Annotated in this window: 18 protein-coding genes; 10 read left to right on the top strand and 8 right to left on the bottom strand. The window is 64.0% G+C overall.

From position 1 onward, the window contains the following. Positions 1-143 precede the first annotated feature (143 nt). Positions 144-1,337: an Mrp/NBP35 family ATP-binding protein gene (locus IQ26_RS21615; protein WP_145720377.1), complete on the bottom strand. Its 1,194-nt coding sequence runs from the start codon at positions 1,335-1,337 to the stop codon at positions 144-146. A gap of 160 nt (positions 1,338-1,497) precedes the next feature. Here IQ26_RS21615 and IQ26_RS21610 point away from each other — a divergent pair, with 160 nt between their 5' ends. Next, entirely contained in the window at positions 1,498-1,875 is a 378-nt protein-coding gene (locus tag IQ26_RS21610; RefSeq protein WP_145720376.1) for a VOC family protein, read from the top strand. 42 nt (positions 1,876-1,917) lie between these two features. Here the strand turns inward: IQ26_RS21610 and IQ26_RS21605 are convergent, their stop codons facing one another. Next, the gene (locus IQ26_RS21605; protein WP_145720375.1) at positions 1,918-2,922 is read right to left on the bottom strand and encodes an inorganic phosphate transporter; all 1,005 of its coding nucleotides are present in this window, start codon (positions 2,920-2,922) and stop codon (positions 1,918-1,920) included. A 3-nt stretch (positions 2,923-2,925) separates the two neighbouring features. Beyond that, positions 2,926-3,567: a DUF47 domain-containing protein gene (locus IQ26_RS21600; RefSeq protein WP_145720440.1), complete on the bottom strand. Its 642-nt coding sequence runs from the start codon at positions 3,565-3,567 to the stop codon at positions 2,926-2,928. Between the two features lie 166 nt (positions 3,568-3,733). Here IQ26_RS21600 and IQ26_RS21595 point away from each other — a divergent pair, with 166 nt between their 5' ends. The 9 genes from IQ26_RS21595 to IQ26_RS21555 all read left to right on the top strand — a co-directional run bounded on the left by IQ26_RS21595 (position 3,734) and on the right by IQ26_RS21555 (position 13,420). Then, positions 3,734-4,633 (top strand): LysR family transcriptional regulator, encoded by a 900-nt coding sequence (locus IQ26_RS21595; protein WP_145720374.1) that lies wholly within the window; start codon positions 3,734-3,736, stop codon positions 4,631-4,633. Between the two features lie 135 nt (positions 4,634-4,768). Then, a complete protein-coding gene (locus tag IQ26_RS21590; protein ID WP_145720373.1) occupies positions 4,769-5,248 on the top strand; it encodes a formate dehydrogenase subunit gamma in 480 nt (159 codons plus the stop codon). Further along, positions 5,245-6,804 (top strand): formate dehydrogenase beta subunit, encoded by a 1,560-nt coding sequence (locus tag IQ26_RS21585; RefSeq protein ID WP_145720372.1) that lies wholly within the window; start codon positions 5,245-5,247, stop codon positions 6,802-6,804. The genes IQ26_RS21590 and IQ26_RS21585 overlap by 4 nt, the downstream gene beginning before the upstream one ends. A gap of 11 nt (positions 6,805-6,815) precedes the next feature. After that, the gene (gene fdhF / locus IQ26_RS21580) at positions 6,816-9,728 is read left to right on the top strand and encodes a formate dehydrogenase subunit alpha (protein ID WP_145720371.1); all 2,913 of its coding nucleotides are present in this window, start codon (positions 6,816-6,818) and stop codon (positions 9,726-9,728) included. A gap of 2 nt (positions 9,729-9,730) precedes the next feature. After that, positions 9,731-10,564 carry a formate dehydrogenase accessory sulfurtransferase FdhD gene (gene fdhD, locus IQ26_RS21575; protein WP_145720370.1) on the top strand — a complete coding sequence of 278 codons (834 nt, stop codon included), beginning with the start codon at positions 9,731-9,733 and terminating at the stop codon, positions 10,562-10,564. Next, positions 10,554-10,874: a formate dehydrogenase subunit delta gene (locus tag IQ26_RS21570; protein ID WP_145720369.1), complete on the top strand. Its 321-nt coding sequence runs from the start codon at positions 10,554-10,556 to the stop codon at positions 10,872-10,874. Before fdhD ends, IQ26_RS21570 begins: the two co-directional genes overlap by 11 nt. Positions 10,875-10,999: 125 nt before the next feature. Beyond that, positions 11,000-12,553, top strand: a complete 1,554-nt coding sequence (locus IQ26_RS21565; RefSeq protein ID WP_145720368.1) for an alpha/beta fold hydrolase — start codon at positions 11,000-11,002, stop codon at positions 12,551-12,553. A gap of 5 nt (positions 12,554-12,558) precedes the next feature. Continuing rightward, positions 12,559-13,095 carry a nuclear transport factor 2 family protein gene (locus tag IQ26_RS21560; RefSeq protein WP_240547191.1) on the top strand — a complete coding sequence of 179 codons (537 nt, stop codon included), beginning with the start codon at positions 12,559-12,561 and terminating at the stop codon, positions 13,093-13,095. Between the two features lie 10 nt (positions 13,096-13,105). Next, positions 13,106-13,420 carry a hypothetical protein gene (locus IQ26_RS21555; protein WP_145720367.1) on the top strand — a complete coding sequence of 105 codons (315 nt, stop codon included), beginning with the start codon at positions 13,106-13,108 and terminating at the stop codon, positions 13,418-13,420. Between the two features lie 140 nt (positions 13,421-13,560). Here the strand turns inward: IQ26_RS21555 and IQ26_RS21550 are convergent, their stop codons facing one another. The 5 genes from IQ26_RS21550 to IQ26_RS21530 form a co-directional block, all read right to left on the bottom strand. Continuing rightward, on the bottom strand, positions 13,561-14,988 hold the full coding sequence (locus tag IQ26_RS21550) for a gamma-aminobutyraldehyde dehydrogenase (protein WP_145720366.1): 1,428 nt from the start codon (positions 14,986-14,988) through the stop codon (positions 13,561-13,563). A gap of 29 nt (positions 14,989-15,017) precedes the next feature. Beyond that, the gene (locus IQ26_RS21545) at positions 15,018-15,833 is read right to left on the bottom strand and encodes an ABC transporter permease (protein WP_145720365.1); all 816 of its coding nucleotides are present in this window, start codon (positions 15,831-15,833) and stop codon (positions 15,018-15,020) included. Beyond that, a complete protein-coding gene (locus tag IQ26_RS21540; RefSeq protein ID WP_145720364.1) occupies positions 15,823-16,788 on the bottom strand; it encodes an ABC transporter permease in 966 nt (321 codons plus the stop codon). The genes IQ26_RS21545 and IQ26_RS21540 overlap by 11 nt, the downstream gene beginning before the upstream one ends. A 142-nt stretch (positions 16,789-16,930) precedes the next feature. Continuing rightward, complete coding sequence (locus tag IQ26_RS21535) at positions 16,931-17,929, bottom strand: ABC transporter ATP-binding protein (RefSeq protein WP_145720363.1); 999 nt, start codon at positions 17,927-17,929, stop codon at positions 16,931-16,933. A 215-nt stretch (positions 17,930-18,144) separates the two neighbouring features. Further along, positions 18,145-19,317, bottom strand: coding sequence for an ABC transporter substrate-binding protein (locus IQ26_RS21530; protein WP_145720362.1), 1,173 nt, complete (start codon positions 19,315-19,317; stop codon positions 18,145-18,147). Between the last annotated feature and the right edge of the window lie 58 nt (positions 19,318-19,375).

Below are 19,375 nucleotides of genomic sequence, written 5' to 3'. Positions count from 1 at the left end.
TGGGAGGGTTGCCGCGCGAAGCGCGGCGGGAGGGGTCGCCTCAACTGCCTCAACCTATAACGGGTTTTGACCAAGAAAGGTGAAGCCCGTCGCCACCGACCCCACCCGGCTCTTCGGGCCACCCTCCCCTCAAGGGGGAGGGGTCACTCGAACACAATTGATGGCACAGCGGCTTCCGCCATGCCGCGTTCTTCATTGACCCTGTCCCAGACCTTGGCGGCGATGTTGCGGTAGATTTTCGCCTCGGCGCCACCGGGCTTCGAGACCACCACCGGCGTGCCGGCATCCGAGCTTTCGCGGATGCCCATCTCGAGCGGCACTTCTCCGAGGAAGGCCACGCCGAGACGCTCGGCCTCGCGGCGCGCGCCGCCATGGCCGAAGATGTCGTAGCGCTTGCCGGTGTCGGGGGCGAGGAAATAGCTCATATTCTCGACGATGCCCAAAACCGGCACGTCGACCTTCCTGAACATGTTAAGGCCTTTTCGGGCATCGATCAGAGCCAGATCCTGCGGCGTCGAGACGATGACGGCGCCGGCCAGCGGCACCTGCTGGGCCATGGTCAGTTGCGCGTCGCCGGTGCCGGGCGGCATGTCGACGACGAGCACGTCGAGCAGGCCCCACTCGACCTCTCGCAGCATTTGCGTCAATGCCGACATCACCATCGGCCCGCGCCAGATCATCGGCGTCTCCTCGTCGACGAGGAAGCCCATCGACATGACCTTCAGGCCGTAGTTCTCCATCGGCCTCAGGACCTTGCCGTCGACGGTCTGCGGCCGGCCATGGATGTTGAGCAGCCGCGGCATGGACGGGCCGTAGATGTCGGCGTCGAGCACGCCGACCTTCAAGCCGTTGGCGGCGAGGCCAAGCGCGATGTTGACGGCGGTGGTCGACTTGCCGACGCCGCCCTTGCCCGAAGCGACAGCGATGATCGCCTCGATGCCGGGTATGCCGCGCTTGCCCTGGTTGTGCGAGGCTGGTGCATGTGGAGCCGGACGTGGCGCGGTGGCGGGTGCGGCCGGCGGCGTGGGCCTGGGGGCAGGCCGCGCCGGAACAGGGGCCTCCATGCCGCCGCCTTTCCTTTCCGCCGTCAGCGCGACCACGGCGCCGGCGACACCGGGGATCGCCTTGACGACACGCTCGGCGGCGGCACGCAATGGCTCCATCTCCTGAGCCCGAGCGGCAGGAACGGTGATCGAGAAGAAGACCTTGGCATCGGCAATGAAAATCTCGGAAACCATGCCGAGGTCGACGATGTTGCCGGTGAAATCCGGTCCGTTGACCGTCTTCAGACGCTCGATGACGATTTCCTTGGTGACGTTTTCCTGGACGGCGGGCATCAGCTTTTTCCTCTGCTTTCCGCTTCAGATAAGGCAGTTGCCGAACAGAACCAAGCGGCGGAACGACGCGCGCTGTGGCATTGCGGTCGCCAGAAGACGAAGCGGCCCTATTTCCTGCACAGCTTTCGGTGGCACCAGCCAGCAAGGAAAGGAGACCGCCATGCTCGCAAACAGCAACGCAACGGCCAACCTCGCGGTGAAGGACCTGGCCAAAGCCAGGGCTTTCTACCAGGATATCCTGGGTTTGACGGAGGTCCACAATGAGGGTGGCGAACTGATCGTCTACAAATGCGGCGATACCAGCATCAATGTGTACCGCTCGAAGTTTGCCGGAACCAACAAGGCGACGGCGGTGACCTGGATGGTCGGCGTCGCGATCGAAAAGATTGTCAGTGCGTTAAGGTCGAAAGGTGTTGTCTTCGAACATTACGACATGCCTCACACAATGATGGAAGGCGACATCCACGTCGGTCACGGCATGAAGGTCGCATGGTTCAAGGATCCCGACGGCAACATCCTGAACCTTGTGGACAGGTAGATTTAGCATTGCCGCACAATGCGACTTCGAACGCCACCCACGTCACGTCGCCAGGCTGACCGCGAGGTAGGTGAGGGCCGAAATCGCGGCCGTGGCCGGCAGGGTGACAATCCATGCGATGACGATGTTGCCGGCGATGCCCCAGCGCACGGCGGAGACACGGCGGGCGGCGCCGACCCCAATGATGGCGCCGGTGATCGTGTGCGTGGTCGACACGGGAATGCCGAGCCAGGTGGCGGCAAACAGGGTGATCGCGCCGCCGGTCTCGGCGCAAAAACCCTGCATCGGGTTCAGCCGGGTGATCTTCGAGCCCATCGTGTGGACGATGCGCCAGCCGCCGAACAACGTGCCCAGCGCCAGCGCCGCCTGGCAGGTGATGACGACCCATAGCGGCACGTAGAAACTGTCTCCGAGCATGCCTTGTGAGTAGAGCAGCACGGCGATGATGCCCATGGTTTTCTGTGCGTCGTTGCCGCCATGGCCGAGCGAATAGAACGAGGCGGAAACGAACTGCATGACACGGAAAGTGCTATCGACAGCGAACGGCGTCTGGCGCACGAACACCCAGGAAACCGTAAGGATCAAGACAAGCGCTAGCAGAAACCCGGTCGCTGGCGACAGGACGATGGCCGCAACGGTCTTGCCGAGCCCGGTCCAGACGATGGCGCCGCCGCCTGCCTTTGCAACGCCGGCGCCGACCAGTCCGCCGATCAGCGCATGCGAGCTACTTGAGGGGATGCCGACGAGCCAGGTGACGATGTTCCAGACAATGGCGCCGACAAGGGCGGCGAAGACCACCCCCGGGGTGACGATGCTGGCGTCGATGATGCCCGTTCCCAGCGTCTCCGCAACATGAAGGCCGAAGAACAGGAACGCGATGAAATTGAAGAAGGCTGCCCACAGCACCGCGTAGTGCGGTCTCAGCACGCGGGTGGAGACGATGGTGGCGATGGAATTGGCGGCATCGTGCAGTCCGTTGAGAAAATCGAAGAACAGCGCAACGGCGATGAGCCCGACCAGCACGGGAAAGGCGATGGCGGCATCCATTGTCTAAACGTTCTCGATGACGATGCCGCTGATCTCGTTGGCGACGTCCTCGAAGCGGTCGACAACCTTTTCCAACTCGCCATAGATTTCGCTGCCGATCAGGTAGGCCATTGGGTCGCTGCGGCCATGTCTCTTGAACAGATCCTTCAAGCCCTGCTCGTGCAGATCGTCGGCCCGGCCTTCCGCGCGCATGACCTCTTCGGCGATGGCATTGAGGCGCACGCTGTGAGCCCCTATCTTGCTGAGCAACGGGATGGCCTCGGCGACCAGCTTGGCCGTAATAACGATGATGCCGCCCATTTCCTGCATCAGCGGGTCGAATTCCTTCTTCTCGAACCGCTTCACCGTCTTGACGGTCTTGTGCATCATGTCGATGGCGTCATCCATCGACTGGATCAGATCCTTGATGTCACCGCGATCGAAAGGCGTGATGAACGAGCGCCGCACGGACAGCAGGACTTCCGCGGTGATGTGATCGGCCTTGTCTTCAAGATCGATGATCTTCTGGCACCAGCGATCGATGTCCTTGCCCTGGAGAAGCTGCTCGAGTGCCTCGGCCCCATCGACCACGGTGCGGGAATGTTGCTCGAACAGATCGAAGAAGCGATCTTCGCGCGGCAGCAGCTTGCGGAACCAGCCCAGCATGTTCAACCTCCGGTCGCCCCACGGCGTCGTTTCATCCACATAGCGCCGCATGCCGCCGTCGGAAATAGTAAGCCGGCTGAAAGATGTGGATGCAGCCGATTGCACGCGCGGCTTGCGGCGGAACGCAATTTCCCCGACCTTGTGCGGAACGCACTGGACAGATGGCATGATCGACAAGCTGGAATTCTTCATCGCGCTGGCCAGGGAAGAGCATTTCGGCCGGGCGGCCGAGGTGTGCGGCGTCACCCAGCCGACGCTTTCGGCCGGCATCAAACAGCTCGAAGGCCAGCTCGGCGTGATGCTGGTATTGCGCGGCTCGCGCTTTCAGGGGCTGACGCCGGAGGGAGAACAGGTGCTGGGTTGGGCGCGCCGCATCGTCGGCGACAGCAGGACCATGCGCGAGGAGATGCGGGCGGCGCGTCACGGCCTCTCCGGGCGGATCCGCATCGCGGCCATCCCGACGGCGCTGGCCATGGTGGCGCGGCTGACGACGCCTTTTCGCGCCAAACACCCCGGCGTCACCTTCTCCGTGCTGTCGCGCACTTCGATCGAGGTGCTGTCGCTGCTCGGCAATTTCGACATCGACGCCGGCATCACCTATCTCGACAACGAGCCGCTGGGACGGGTGATCAGCGTGCCGCTCTATGACGAGCGCTACCAGCTTATCACCGCGGTCGGAAACCCCTATTCCGACCGCGACAAAGTGACATGGGCGGAGCTCAGCCAGCTGCCGCTCTGCCTGTTGACCCCAGACATGCAGAACCGCCGCATCATCGACCAGCATCTTGCCGAGGCCGGCGTGCAGGTGCGGCCGACACTCGAATCCAATTCGATGATCGTGCTGTTCTCCCATATCCGCACCGGCAAATGGTCGTCGATCATGCCGCTCAACCTCTCGGAAACATTCGGCTTTTCCGAGCCGATTCGGGCCATTCCGATCGTCGAGCCGGATGCCAGCCATACCGTCGGGCTGGTGGCGACGCCGCGCGAGCCGCATACACCGCTGGTCTCGGCGCTGCTGGACGAGGCGATGGCGTTGGCAGACGATTTCCGCGCCCGCCGCTGAGCTAGAGATTGCTGGCTGGACGGGCATCGATAGAAGATTTCTATCGAGCAACGGATCAGCTTTATTGATTTCGCGGGTTTCCTCTGATTTCCTAAAGACTTAGCGGAAAATCGCTACGACCAGGGAGGGCGCTGCATGACGATGCAGCCTGCAAGTACCGAGATCGCGTCGCGCACGGCGGCGATCATCCAGGAGCTGAAGGGCCTCGAAGGCCCGCTGCTGCCGATCCTTCACGGCATCCAGGAAGAGTTCGGCCATGTGCCGCAGGACGCGCTGCCTGTCATCGCCGAGGCGCTGAACATCTCCAGGGCCGAGGTGCACGGCGTCGTCACCTTCTATCACGATTACCGCAGCCACCCGGCCGGGCGGCATGTGCTGAAACTCTGCCAGGCGGAAGCCTGCCAGTCGATGGGCTCGGACGCCATTGCCGCCAAGCTCAAGCAGTTGCTGGGCATCGGCTTCCACGAGACGGCCCGCGACGGTTCGGTGACGCTGGAGCCGGTCTATTGCCTCGGCCTTTGCGCCTGCGCGCCATCTGCGATGCTGGACGGCGAGGTGATCGGGCGGCTCAATGACGAAAAGCTCGACGAGATCGTTGCCGAGGTGCGCTCATGATCCCGCGCATTTACATTCCAGGCGATTCCGGCGCGCTGGCGCTCGGTGCGGAAAAGGTCGCTAAGGCGATTGAGAAGGAATTGGCCGATCGCGGCATCGAGGCCAAGATCGTGCGCAACGGTTCGCGCGGCGCGTATTTCCTCGAGCCGATGGTCGAAGTGGCGACAGCAGACAAGGGCCGCGTCGCCTACGGGCCGGTAAAGCCGTCCGACGTCAAAAGCCTGTTCGATTGCGGCTTTCTCACTGGCGGCTATCACAAGCGCTGGCTGGGCGCCCCGGACAAGATTCCATTCCTGGCAAAGCAGACGCGACTGACCTTCGCGCGTTGCGGCGTCATCAATCCGCTGTCACTCGATCACTACAAGGCGCATGGCGGGCTGAAGGGCCTGCAGAACGCCGTGGCGATGGCTCCGGCCGATATCGTGAAGCAGGTCACCGAGTCGGGCCTGCGTGGCCGCGGCGGCGCGGGGTTCCCGACCGGCATCAAATGGAAGACGGTGCTCGAGACCACGGCCGACCGCAAATATATCGTCTGCAATGCCGACGAGGGCGATTCCGGCACGTTCGCCGACCGCATGATCATGGAAGGCGACCCGTTCGTGCTGATCGAGGGCATGGCGATCGCCGGCATCGCGACGGGCGCGACCAAGGGTTTCATCTATATCCGCTCGGAATATCCGCACGCGGTAGCGGTCATGCGAAAGGCCGTCGAGATCGCCCGCGGGGCCGGGCTGCTCGGCCTCAACGTGCTGGGTTCTCCAAATGCCTTCGACATGGAAGTCCGTGTCGGCGCCGGTGCCTATGTCTGCGGCGAGGAAACCTCGCTGCTCGACAGCCTCGAAGGTAAGCGCGGGCAGGTGCGGGCCAAGCCGCCGCTGCCGGCGCACAAGGGCCTGTTCGGCAAACCAACGGTGATCAACAACGTCATCTCGCTGGCTTCGGTGCCTATCATCATGGATAAGGGTGCGGCCTTCTACAAGGATTTCGGCATGGGCCGTTCGCGCGGCACCATTCCGATCCAGATCGCCGGCAACGTCAAGTATCCCGGCCTCTACGAGGCCGCGTTCGGCATGACGCTGGGCGAGATCGTCGACGACATCGGCGGCGGCACCGCGACAGGACGTCCGGTCAAGGCCGTGCAGGTCGGGGGCCCGCTCGGCGCCTATTTCCCGCGCGCGCTGTTCGACACGCCCTTCGACTACGAAGCGTTCGCAGCCAAGGACGGGCTGATCGGACATGCCGGCATCGTCGTGTTCGACGACACCGCCGACATGCTGAAGCAGGCGCGCTTTGCCATGGAATTCTGCAGCATCGAAAGCTGCGGCAAATGCACGCCCTGCCGCATCGGCTCGACGCGCGGCGTCGAGGTGCTGGACCGGCTCGCCCAGAGCATCGAACCCGAAAAGCAGATCGCGCTGGTCACCGACCTTTGCAACACGATGAAGTTCGGCTCGCTTTGCGCTCTGGGCGGCTTCACCCCATATCCGGTGATGAGTGCACTCAACCATTTCCCCGAAGACTTTCGGCCGACGCCGGTCGCCGAAGCAGCGGAATAGGAGCGACAGGCATGAACGCGGCATTCGACATCAAATCGCTGGTGCAGGAAATCGACTACGGGACCCCCGCCTCGGAAGCGGAACAGCAGGTGACGCTGACGGTCGACGGCAAGTCGGTGACCGTGCCGGCGGGGACCTCGATCATGCGCGCTTCGATGGAAGCGGGCGTCGAAATCCCGAAGCTCTGCGCCACCGACATGCTGGACTCGTTCGGCTCCTGCCGCGTCTGCCTGGTCGAGATCGACGGACGCGGCGGCACGCCGGCATCCTGCACGACGCCGGTTGGCGAAGGCATGGTCGTGCACACGCAGACCGATCGCCTCAACGCCATCCGCCGCGGCGTGATGGAACTCTACGTCTCCGACCACCCGACCGGCTGGAACGAGAAGGCCGGCACCGGCGCCAGCGAGTTCGACAAGGTCGCCAAGACGGTCGGTCTGACCGAAAACCGCTACGGCATCGAGGGACGCAACCACGTCAAGCAGGAAGACGGCGTAGCGCCCGGCCATGGCTCGCTGGCTGTCGACTACATCGCCCGCGATGAATCCAATCCCTATTTCACCTATGATCCCGCGCAATGCATTGTCTGTTCGCGCTGCGTGCGGGCCTGCGAGGAGGTGCAGGGCACCTTCGCGCTGACCATCGAGGGCCGCGGTTTCGAATCGCGCATGGTTGCCGGCATGCACGAGGATTTCATTGCCTCCGAATGCGTGTCCTGCGGGGCCTGCGTGCAGGCCTGCCCAACCGATGCGCTGCGCGAGAAGTCGGTGCTCGCCAAGGGCCTGCCGGAGCGCTCGGCCGTCACCACCTGCGCTTATTGCGGCGTCGGCTGCTCGTTCAAAGCCGAAGTGAAGGGCGATGAGGTCATTCGCATGATGCCCTACAAAGAGGGCAAGGCGAACCATGGGCATTCCTGCGTGAAGGGCCGGTTCGCTTATGGCTACGCCACCCACAAGGACCGCATCCTGTCGCCGATGATCCGGGAAAAGGTCACCGATCCCTGGCGAGAGGTGAGCTGGGAAGAGGCGATCGCCCATACGGCCAAGGAATTCCGCCGCATCCAATACCAGTATGGCCGCACCGCGATCGGCGGTATCACCTCCTCGCGCTGCACGAACGAAGAGACCTATCTTGTCCAGAAGCTGGTGCGGCAAGGCTTCCGCAACAACAATGTCGATACCTGCGCGCGCGTCTGCCATTCGCCGACCGGCTACGGGCTCGGCCAGACCTACGGCACCTCCGCCGGCACGCAGGATTTCGACTCCGTCGAATTCACCGACGTCGCCGTCGTCATCGGCGCCAATCCGGTTTCGGCCCATCCGGTGTTCGCCTCGCGGCTGAAGAAGCGGCTGCGCCAGGGCGCCAAGCTGATCGTGCTCGATCCGCGTCGTACCGAGATGGTCAAGTCGGCGCATATCGAAGCGGCCTATCACCTGCCGCTGAAGCCCGGCACCAATGTGGCGGTGCTGACGGCGCTGGCGCATGTCGTCGTCACCGAAGGTCTTTTCGACGAAGCCTTCATCCGCGAACGCTGCGACTGGGCGGAGTTCCAGGACTGGGCTTCTTTCGTCGCCTTGCCGGAAAACAGCCCGGAAATCGTCGGCAAACTGTCCGGCGTCGATCCCGAGCTGATCCGCGGCGCGGCGCGTCTTTATGCCACCGGCGGCAATGGCGCGATCTATTACGGCCTGGGCGTGACGGAACACAGCCAGGGTTCAACCACGGTGATGGCGATCGCCAACCTCGCCATGGCCACCGGCAATATCGGCCGGCCGGGCGTCGGCGTGAACCCGCTGCGCGGCCAGAACAATGTGCAGGGCTCGTGCGACATGGGCTCCTTCCCGCACGAGTTGCCTGGCTACCGCCACATCTCCGGCGAAGCCGTGCGTGACATCTATGAGAGCCTGTGGGGCGTGAAGCTCGACGACGAACCCGGCCTGCGCATTCCCAACATGCTGGATGCCGCCGTCGACGGTAGCTTCAAGGGCATCTACATCCAGGGCGAGGATATCCTGCAGTCCGACCCTGATACCAAGCATGTCGCCGCCGGCCTCGCCGCGATGGAATGCGTCGTCGTGCACGACCTCTTCCTCAACGAGACGGCGAACTACGCGCATGTGTTCCTGCCGGGCTCGACCTTCCTCGAGAAGGACGGCACTTTCACCAATGCCGAGCGCCGCATCAACATGGTGCGCAAGGTTCTGGAGCCGAAGGCCCGCTACGCCGATTGGGAGGCGACGCAGGAACTTGCCCGCGCGATCGGGCTGGACTGGAACTATCGGCATCCCTCCGAGATCATGGACGAGATCGCCAAGACGACGCCGAGCTTCGCCGGCGTCTCCTTCGAACTGCTCGACCGTGTCGGATCCGTGCAATGGCCCTGCAACGAGAAGGCGCCTCTCGGCACCCCGATCATGCACATCGATGGTTTCGTGCGCGGCAAGGGCAAGTTCATCCGCACCGAATATGTGGCGACGGACGAAAGGACCGGGCCGCGCTTCCCGCTGCTGCTCACCACCGGCCGGATTCTCTCGCAGTACAATGTCGGCGCACAGACGAGGCGCACCGAAAATGTGATGTGGCATGCGGAAGACCGGTTGGAGATCCATCCGCACGATGCGGAGAACCGCGGCATCCGCGACGGCGACTGGGTGCGGTTGGCAAGCCGGTCCGGCGAGACGTCGCTGCGCGCGCTGATCACCGACCGCGTCTCGCCGGGCGTCGTCTACACGACCTTCCACCACCCCGACACGCAGGCCAACGTGATCACCACCGACTTCTCGGACTGGGCGACCAACTGCCCGGAATACAAGGTCACGGCCGTGCAGGTGGCGCCGTCCAATGGACCGACCGAGTGGCAGCGGGACTATAACGAGCAGGCGCGTCAGAGCCGGCGCATCGCCCCGCTGGAAGCGGCGGAGTAACCTTGGCCGCGCGGCGCCGCAAAGCAACGACGCAGATTTCGCGGCTGGCGCACCGCGCCAGCGGCACTGCGGCCGCCAATCGCATGGTGCCGGAGGAAACGCCGGTGGCGTTCTCCTTCGCCGGCACCACGCATGCGGTGATGATGGCGAGCCCCGCCGATTTCGAGGATTTCGCGCTCGGCTTCTCACTGACCGAAGGCATCATCGCCGACCGGCAAGAGATCGAGGCGATCGAGGTCGAGGATCACGGCGCTGGCATCGACATCCAGATCAGGCTGAAGGATCAAGCCAATACGCGCTTCGAAGCGCGGCGCCGACGGCTGGCCGGCCCGGTCGGCTGTGGGCTGTGCGGCATCGAATCGATCGAGGAAGCGATGCGCTCGGTAGATGCGGTCGGTTCGTCAAAACTTACGCTTAAAGCCCACGACATCATCCGCTCGGTCAAGCTTCTGTCGAAGGTGCAGCCGCTGCATGCCGAGACGGGTGCGGTCCATGCCGCAGGCTTCTACATCCCCGGCAAGGGCGTCGTCATGGCGCGCGAGGATGTCGGCCGCCACAATGCGCTGGACAAGCTGGCCGGCGCGCTGGCCAAGGCCGACATCGACGGCGCATCGGGCGCCGTGGTCGTGACGTCGCGCGTGTCGGTGGAGATGGTGCAGAAGACGGCGGCGATAGGTGCTGCCTTCATCATCGCCGTCTCGGCGCCGACTGCGCTTGCCATCCGCACGGCGGAAGAGGCCGGCATGACGCTGGTGGCGTTGGTGCGCGGCAATGATTTCGATATTTTCACCCACCCCGAGCGGCTGGTTTCCGGAGTTGCCAAGCATGTCGCATGACGAAGAACACATCATGAGCACCAGGGAAAAGCTGGTGCTCATGGCCAACCAGATCGCCGATTTCTTCCATTCCAAGCCACGCGAGGAAGGCATTGCCGGCGTCGCCGAGCATATCAACAAGTTCTGGGAGCCGAGGATGCGCCGGCAGCTGTTCGAGATGCTGGATGCCGGCGGCGAAGGCTTCAACGAACTCGTCGTGGCTGCTTCCGCCAAGATCAAGCGGCCCAAGACGCCAGAACAGGCTGATACGAGCATCGGTTACACCGGGCGTGGGCCTGCGCAGGCCGAGAGGGCCGCCCCGCAGAAATAGCCCGACAACCGCCTCCCGGTCACCAAAGGCCTTATATTTCGACCCTCTAAAGTTTGGCTGCCGCAAACGGCATGGTTCTGCTATGGTCGGCGACAAGAAATCGTCTGGCCGGGCGGGACATTTGCGTGAGGCCGATCGAAACTCGATACGCGCTTAGTGGCGACGTGCGGATCGCCTATCAGGTGGTCGGCCAAGGTTCGTTCGATCTGGTTTTCGTGCCGGGTTTCATTTCCAATCTCGATCTGCATTGGGAAGACGAAGGCTTCAGCCGGCTGCTGAAGCGGCTCTCTGCCTTCTCGCGGCTGATCCTGTTCGACAAGCGCGGCACCGGTTTGTCGGACCGCGTCGATAGTCATCATCTGCCCAGTCTCGAGACCCGCATGGACGACGTGCGCGCGGTGATGGATGCGGCCGGCAGCGGCCGCGCGGCATTGCTCGGTGCTTCGGAAGGCGCATCGATGGCGATGCTGTTTGCCGCCACCTATCCGGAACGGACGCGGGCGCTGGTGCTCTATGGCGGCTATGCGCATTTCCACAAATGGGTGATGCCGCCCGAACGCCTCGACGCCTTCATCGAGATGGCGGAGACCGCATGGGGCACCGGCGCCACCTTGCAGCATTTTGCGCCCGGGCGGGTCGACGATCCCCGTTTCGCCACATGGTGGGGGCGCTTCGAGCGGCTGTCGGCAAGCCCGACGGCGGCAGCCGCCCTGGCGCGCATGAACGCGGGAATCGACGTACGCGGCGTGCTTGCGGCGATCCGCGCTCCAACGCTGCTGATCCATCGCCGCAACGACGCGCGGGTCGATCCCGATGCCAGCCGTTTCCTGGCCAGGAAGATCGCGAATGCGCGACTGGTCGAGGTGCCGGGGCGGGATCACCCGATCTGGACCGGCGATGTGGAACGAGTTGCCGATCTGATCGAAGTATTCCTCACCGGTCAACGCGTCGTGGCCGAGACGGAGCGCGCGCTCGCAGCACTTCTGGCGACGCGCATCCACGATACGGCACGGCTCGGTGACCGCATGTGGAACGAGCGCTTCCAACGCTTCCAGGAAACCTGGCGGCTGTTGGTCGGGCACCATGGTGGCCGAGCGGCAGGTATGCATGGCGAGCTGATGATTTCGCGCTTCGACAGCCCGGCACGTGCCATACGCTGCGCGGCGGCGCTGCGCGAGGCGACGCAGGGCATCGGCGTGGCCAGCGCGCAGGGTATACATGTCGGCGAAATCGAACTGCGCGGGCCGCCAACGGGATTAACGGTGCGCGTGGCGACGCAGCTTGCCGCCCATGCCCGCCGCGGCGACATTCTCGCTTCGCGGCTGGTTGCCGATCTGGCGACCGGCTCGGGCCTTCATTTCACCGATGCCGGGCGGATCACGCTCGACGAGCTGAGCGAGCCGCTGGCACTGGTCCTGGCGACGTCCGAGCAGCATCTGGAGCCGGCCTGCCATTCCAGGATCAAGGCGACCGAGCCGGCGGCGCTGACAGCGCGCGAAAGCGAGGTGGTGAACCTGATTGCCGACGGCAAGAGCAACGCCGCGATCGCCGCCGAGCTCAGGCTGAGCGAGCATACGGTCAAGCGCCACGTCGCCAACATACTCCTCAAGCTGGACTTGCCGTCGCGGGCGGCTGCGGCGGCATTTTCGGTGAGGCACCCTGGCCCGGACGGGCCATGAGAGCCATGGCGCTTTCGGGCGAAGCGGCACAGGACGCGCAAGCGCTATCAATTCTGCCCATGCAGGCCAGGCGGATGCCGCTGGAAAGGTGCTGCGAAGGGACGATGAAGTGTTGCCCGACGGCTAGCGCCGGACAGCATCAACAGCCCGATCGTAAAGACGGGCACATGGAGGATGAAATGGCAACCAAGACACAGGCCGTGAACGGCGCGGCGATCAAGGAAGCGATCGAGGGGCGTGATGGAAGGATGCTATCGAGCTTCTATGCCGATGATGCGCTGGTGCGGGTGATCGACCGCAACAATCCGCCGAGCAAGCCGCGCGAAATCCGCGGGCGCGCGGCGATCAGCACGTTCTGGGACGACATCTGCAGCCGTGCCATGACCCACAAGGTCGACACCACCATCGCCGACGGCAACAGCCTCGCCTTCACCCAGGCTTGCGCCTATCCGGACGGTACGAAGGTGTTTGCTGCGGCGATGCTGGAGCTGAAGGACGGCCAGATTGCACGGCAGACTGTCGTACAGGCCTGGGACGAGTGAGGAGGCGGCGATGTTCAACGCAAGATGGCAGATCGACGCCAAGTTCGGGCACAAGCAGACAGTGCTCGACTTGTTGAAAAAATGGGAGCGCGAGATCGGCTCGCAGGTTGGCATTGCCGATCTGGAGTTCAAGATCATGACTGGCTCGATCGGTGCGCGGGAAGCGACGGTCGAGTCGCATCACCAGGTCGAAAGCCTGGCCCAACTGGAGGAGTTCTTCGCCAAGATCGGCAAGATCGACGCGCACGCCAATTGGGGCAAGGAGATGGAGCCTCATGTCGTGTCGGGCACCAGCCTGTGGAATATCTATCGCATTGTCGAGTAGCAAATGCGTCTTCCTTCTCCCCTTCTTGTGGGAGAAGGTGGATCGTCGCGAAGCGGCGAGACGGATGAGGGGTGTTCCAGCTTGGCGCCGGCTTACCCCTCACCCAGATTGCCTCTCCCACAAGGGAGAGGTAAGAACCGCTACCCGTGCGCCACCATCACATGCCGCACGGCGGTGTAGTCCTCCAGGGCATAGAGCGACATGTCCTTGCCGTAGCCGGACTGCTTCAGTCCACCATGCGGCATCTCGTTGGTCAGCATGAAATGGGTGTTGATCCAGGTGCAGCCGTACTGAAGCCGCGCGGCTGTCGCCATGGCGCGGGAAATATCCTTGGTCCACACCGACGAGGCGAGGCCATAATCGCTGTCATTGGCCCAGGTCACCGCCTCGTCGACCTCGGAAAAGCGGGTGACGGAGACGACTGGCCCGAACACCTCGCGGCGCACGATCTCGTCTTCCTGCAAGGCGCCGGCGACGACGGTCGGCTGGTAGAAGAAGCCGGAGCCCTCACCCGGCTTGCCGCCGGTCGTGATCTCGATGTGCTTCAGCTCGGAGGCGCGCTCGACGAAGCTCGAGACGCGGTCACGCTGACGGCGTGAGATGAGCGGCCCGATCTCGTTTTCGGTGTCGTCGGGGCGGTTGTACTTGATGGTCGAGACGGCGGAGGAGAGATCGGCGACGAGCTTGTCGTAGATCTTCTTGCCGGCATAGATGCGGCAGGCGGCGGTGCAATCCTGACCGGCATTGTAGTAGCCGAAGGCGCGCAGGCCGTTGACCACCGCGCCGAGATCGGCATCGTCGAAGACGATGACCGGCGCCTTGCCGCCGAGCTCGAGATGCGTGCGCTTGACCGATTTGGCGGCGGCCTGCAGCACCTTCTTGCCGGTGGCGACGTCGCCGGTGATCGAGATCATGTTGACCTTGGGGTGGTTGATCAGCGTGTTGCCGACGCTGTCGCCGCGGCCGAGCACGACATTGACGACGCCTTCCGGCAGGATCTCGGCGAGGATCTTCGCCAGCTTGAGCGAGGTCAGCGGCGTCTGCTCCGACGGCTTGAAGACGACGGTGTTGCCGCCGGCAATCGCCGGCGCCAGCTTCCAGGCCATCATCATCAGCGGGTAGTTCCACGGCGCGATCGAGGCGACGACGCCGATGGCGTCGCGGCGGACCATCGAGGTGTGACCGGGAATGTATTCGCCGGCGACCTGGCCGGGCATCGAGCGGACAGCACCGGCAAAGAAGCGATAGCAGTCGACGATCGCCGGGATCTCGTCATTGAGCACGGCATTGATCGGCTTGCCGCAATTGAGCGCCTCGAGGGCCGCGAAATCCTTCGCGTCGGCCTCGATGCGGTCGGCGATCTTCAGGAGATAGCCGGAGCGCTGCGCCGGCGTGGTGCGCGACCAGGTGACGAAGGCCTTCTCGGCCGCCAGCACCGCCGCCTCGATCTGCGCCTGGCTGGCTTCGGGCAGGTTGAGGATGGTCGCCCCGGTTTTCGGATCTAGGATCGGCTCCTCGGTTTCGGTGCCCTTCTCGAATTTCGCGCCGATCAGCATCTTTGTGTCCATGGCAGTCTCTCCCTTGCGGATTCTTGACGTCATTTTCCCGAGCCGGCGATCTGGTCGCCGTCGCGGGTCAGGTAATAGGCGGCGAGAATAGGCAGCAGCGTCACCAGCACGACGACCATGGCCACGACATTGGTGACCGGGCGCTGACGCGGACGGATCAGCTCCTCCAGCATCCAGATCGGCAGCGTCTGCTGCTGGCCGGCGGTGAAGGTGGTGACGATGACCTCGTCAAACGACAGCGCGAAGGCAAGCATGCCGCCGGCGAGCAGCGCGGTGGCGATATTGGGCAGCACGACATGGCGAAACGTCTGAAAGCCATCGGCGCCAAGATCCATCGACGCCTCGATCATCGAGCCGGAGGTGCGGCGGAACCGGGCGACGGCGTTGTTGTAGACGACGACGACGCAGAAGGTGGCGTGGCCGAGGACGATCGTCCAGAACGAGAACGGTATCTCGGCCAGCGAAAAGGCCGAACGCAGCGCGATGCCGGTGATGATGCCGGGCAGCGCGATGGGCAGGATGACCAGCAGCGAGATCGTCTCGCGGCCAAAAAACCGTGTTCGCGACACGGCGGCCGCGCAGAGCGTGCCGAGGACCATGGCGACGGCGGTCGAGATGGCGGCGACCCGGACCGACAGCGACAGCGCTTCCCACACGTCGGGGCGGTTCCAGGTGACGGCGAACCACTGCGTGGTCAGCCCCGGCGGCGGCCAGACGAAGCTCTTTTCCTCGGTCGTGAAGGCATAGACGAAGATCAGGAGGATTGGCAAATGCAGAAACAGCAGGCCGCCGGCGGCGGCGATCTTCAAGCCGGGAGGGGCCGATTGGCCGCGATCAGAGCGCATCGAAGGCTCCCATGCGCTTGGCGCCCCAGAGGTAGAAGCCCATGATGACGATGGGCACCACGGTGAAAGCGGCGGCGAGCGGAATGTTGCCGGCGGTGCCCTGCTGCGAATAGACGGCCTGCCCGATGAACAGTCGCGAGGTGCCGATGATCTGCGGGATGATGTAGTCGCCGAGCGTCAGCGAGAAGGTGAAGATCGAGCCGGCGACGATGCCCGGCAGCGCCAGCGGGAACAGCACGTTGCGGAAGGTCTGGCCGGGCGAGGCGCCGAGATCGGACGAGGCTTCGACCAGATTGCCCGGCACGCGCTCGAGTGCCGCCTGCACCGGCAGGATCATGAAGGGCAGCCAGACATAGACGAAGACGATGAAGGTGCCGGTATAAGAGACCGACAGAGAGTTGCCGCCGACGATCGGCAGCGACAGCCAGGCATCGAGCAGCCACAGAAGATGCAGCTTGGCGAGCAGCCAGGTCAGGATGCCTTCCTTGGCGAGGATGAGCTTCCAGGCGTAGATCTTGACCAGGTAGCTCGACCACAGCGGCAGCATGACGCCGAGATAGAACAGCGCCTTCCAGCGGCCGCGGGCATAGCGCGTCGCGTAATAGGCGATTGGGAAGGCGATGACCGCGGAGGCGAGTGTGACCAGGGCTGCCATCGTCACCGTGCGCAGGATGATGTCGAGATTGGCGGCCTGCAGCAGGTCGCCATAGGTCTTCAGCGTGAATTCGCGATTGATGAGGCCGGAGAACTCGTCGATCGAGAAAAAGCTCTGTAGGAGCAGCGCGAACAACGAGCCGATATAGACGATGCCGAGCCACAGGATCGGTGGCAGCAGCATGAGGAGCAGCAGCAGGCTCGGCTTGCGCCACAAGAGGTCGGACAGGGCGCCACGCAGGCCGCCGCTTCCCGGTAGGATGGCGGGGGCGGGGTTGGAGTTGAGCGCGGCGATTGTCATGACGCCGCCCTGCCTTGGCGGAGGATAGAGAGGCCGCGATCCTTCGCGCCCCCCTCTGTCCTGCCGGACAGTCCGGCTGGACAGAGGGGGGCGCCGTAGAGTGCCCTGCCTCGGCTATTGGCGACAGTTGCCGAAAACACCTTCATGCCGTCTCGTCCATAAGATGCAAATGCTCGCGGTTGAAGGTGAGGGTGACCGCCTCGCCTTCCCTGGGCAATTTCGAACCCGCCGGCACGATGGCGTGCAGCCTCAGCCCGTCGGCGTCGAGCGCCAGTCTTGTCGTAGCGCCGAGATAGTTGGCCGAGACGAGACGGGCGGCTACGCCGTCGCCCTTGGCGGCACGACCGACGCGAATGGATTCAGGGCGCAGGCTGCCCCAGCGGTGCTGCCCGGAATAACGCTGGACGAAATCCGGCGGCAGCACGTTGGACGAGCCGACGAAATCGGCGACGAAGCGCGTCCTCGGCCGTTGGTAGATGTCTTCCGGCGTGCCGACCTGCATGATTTTGCCGTCGTTGAAGACGGCGACGCGGTCGGCCATGGACAGCGCCTCGCCCTGGTCGTGGGTGACGAAGACGAAGGTGATGCCAAGCGCCTTCTGCAGCGACTTCAGCTCCTCCTGCATGTTCTCGCGCAGCTTGAGGTCGAGCGCGCCAAGCGGCTCGTCGAGCAGAAGCACCTTTGGCTGGTTGACCAAGGCGCGGGCGAGCGCGACGCGCTGGCGCTGGCCGCCGGAGAGCTGGCCGGGACGGCGGGCGCCGTAACCGGGAAGCCGCACCAGCGACAGCGCCTCCTCCGCCGCCTTCCGCCGCTCCGGCTTGCCGACGCCCTTGACCATCAGCCCGTAGGCGACATTGTCGAGCACGTCGAGATGCGGAAACAGCGCGTAGTCCTGGAACACGGTGTTGACGTTGCGGCGATAGGGCGGGACGCCCTCGGCCCGTTCGCCGAAGATGGAGATCGAGCCCGCCGTCGGCTGCTCGAAGCCGGCGATCAGGCGCAGGCAGGTCGTCTTGCCGGAGCCGGAAGGCCCGAGCATGGCGAAGAACTCGCCCGGCACGATATCGAGATCGACAGTGTCGACGGCACGCACGCTGCCGAAATGGCGCGAGACTTTCTGAAAGGAAACGGCTGAGGTCATGGGCTGTCAGTCTTTAGCCGGTTTGATTTTGTTGACATCGTCAGCGCCGCCACGGACTGCGGGCGGGGCCACGAACTGCGTGACGCCCTACCTCCCCCCTTGCGAGGAGGCCGCGGCGAAGCCGCGGGTGGGGGTGATTCAGCAGGAACTGCCGAGCGGACCCCCACCCCGACGCTACGCGTCGACCCTCCCCACAAGGGAGAGGGTAAGGGAGCTCACCGCCCGCCGATGACGCCGATGTAATCCGACACCCAGCGATAGTAAGGCACGCATTGGTCGTTCTGGGTGGCGCATTTCGATACTGGCGTCTTCCAGAACTTGATCTTGTCGAAATTGCCGTAGCCGTTGGTCTTGCAGCCTTCGTCGCCGAGCAGTTCGTTGCCCTTGCAGGCGGCGGGCACCACCGGCAGCGAACCGAACCAGGCGGAGACATCGCCCTGCACTTTCGGCGACAGCGAGTGCTCCATCCACATATAGGCGCAGTTCGGGTGGGCCGCGTCGGCCTCCATCATGGTGGTGTCGGCCCAGCCGGTGACGCCTTCCTCGGGAATGGTCGAGGCGACCGGCTTCTTGGCGGCGACCAGCGTGTTGACCTGGTAGGGCCATGAACCGGAGGCGACAACGCCCTCATTCTGGAAATCGTCTACCTGGATGGCGGCGTCATGCCAGTAGCGTCCGACCAGCGTGCGCTGGACGCGCAAGAGATCGAGGGCGGCCTTGTACTGGTCCTCGGTCAGCTCATAGGGGTCCTTGATGCCGAGTTCCGGCTTGTGGGCCATCAGATAATTGGCGGCATCGGCAATGTGGATCGGCCCGTCATAGGCCTGGACGCGGCCCTTGTTCGACTTGCCGTCAGGCAAGGTCATCTCCTCGAAGACGACGTTCCAGCTCTTCGGCGCTTCCTTGAACACCTCGGTGTTGTACATCAGCACGTTCGGCCCCCACTGGTAGGGGACGCCGTAATGGGCGCCGCCGACCGTGAACCATGGGGCATCCTTCAGGCGATCGTCGATCGTCTTCCAGCTCGGGATGAGATCGGTGTTGATCGGCTGGACGCGCTTGCCGGCGACGAGGCGCAGCGAGGCATCGCCGGAGGCGGTGACGAGGTCGAAGCCGCCCTCATTCATCAGCGCGACCATCTCGTCGGAGGTGTTGGCGGTCTTGATGTTGACCTTGCAGCCTGTGTCCTTCTCGAAGGACGTCACCCAGTCGTAGCCCTTGTCGGTCTCGCCGCGCTCGATATAGCCGGGCCAAGCGACAATGTTGACCTGGCCTTCGCCCTTGCCGAGTTCCGTGACCTGGGCGATGGCCTGGCCGGAGAAGGCAAGCGCGACTGTGAATGCAGTGCAAGACTTCAGGGCAGTGCATGACTTCAGGAATGAATTCATCGTCGATCTCCCATTTTGGCGCATAAGGGGCCGCACTCTCGCGGCGGCTTTGGTCCCT

The organism is Mesorhizobium tianshanense (assembly GCF_007830515.1).
Lineage (GTDB): Bacteria > Pseudomonadota > Alphaproteobacteria > Rhizobiales > Rhizobiaceae > Mesorhizobium > Mesorhizobium tianshanense.
Note: the sequence above shows the minus strand (reverse complement) of the source record. Positions and strands in the feature narration are given on the sequence as shown.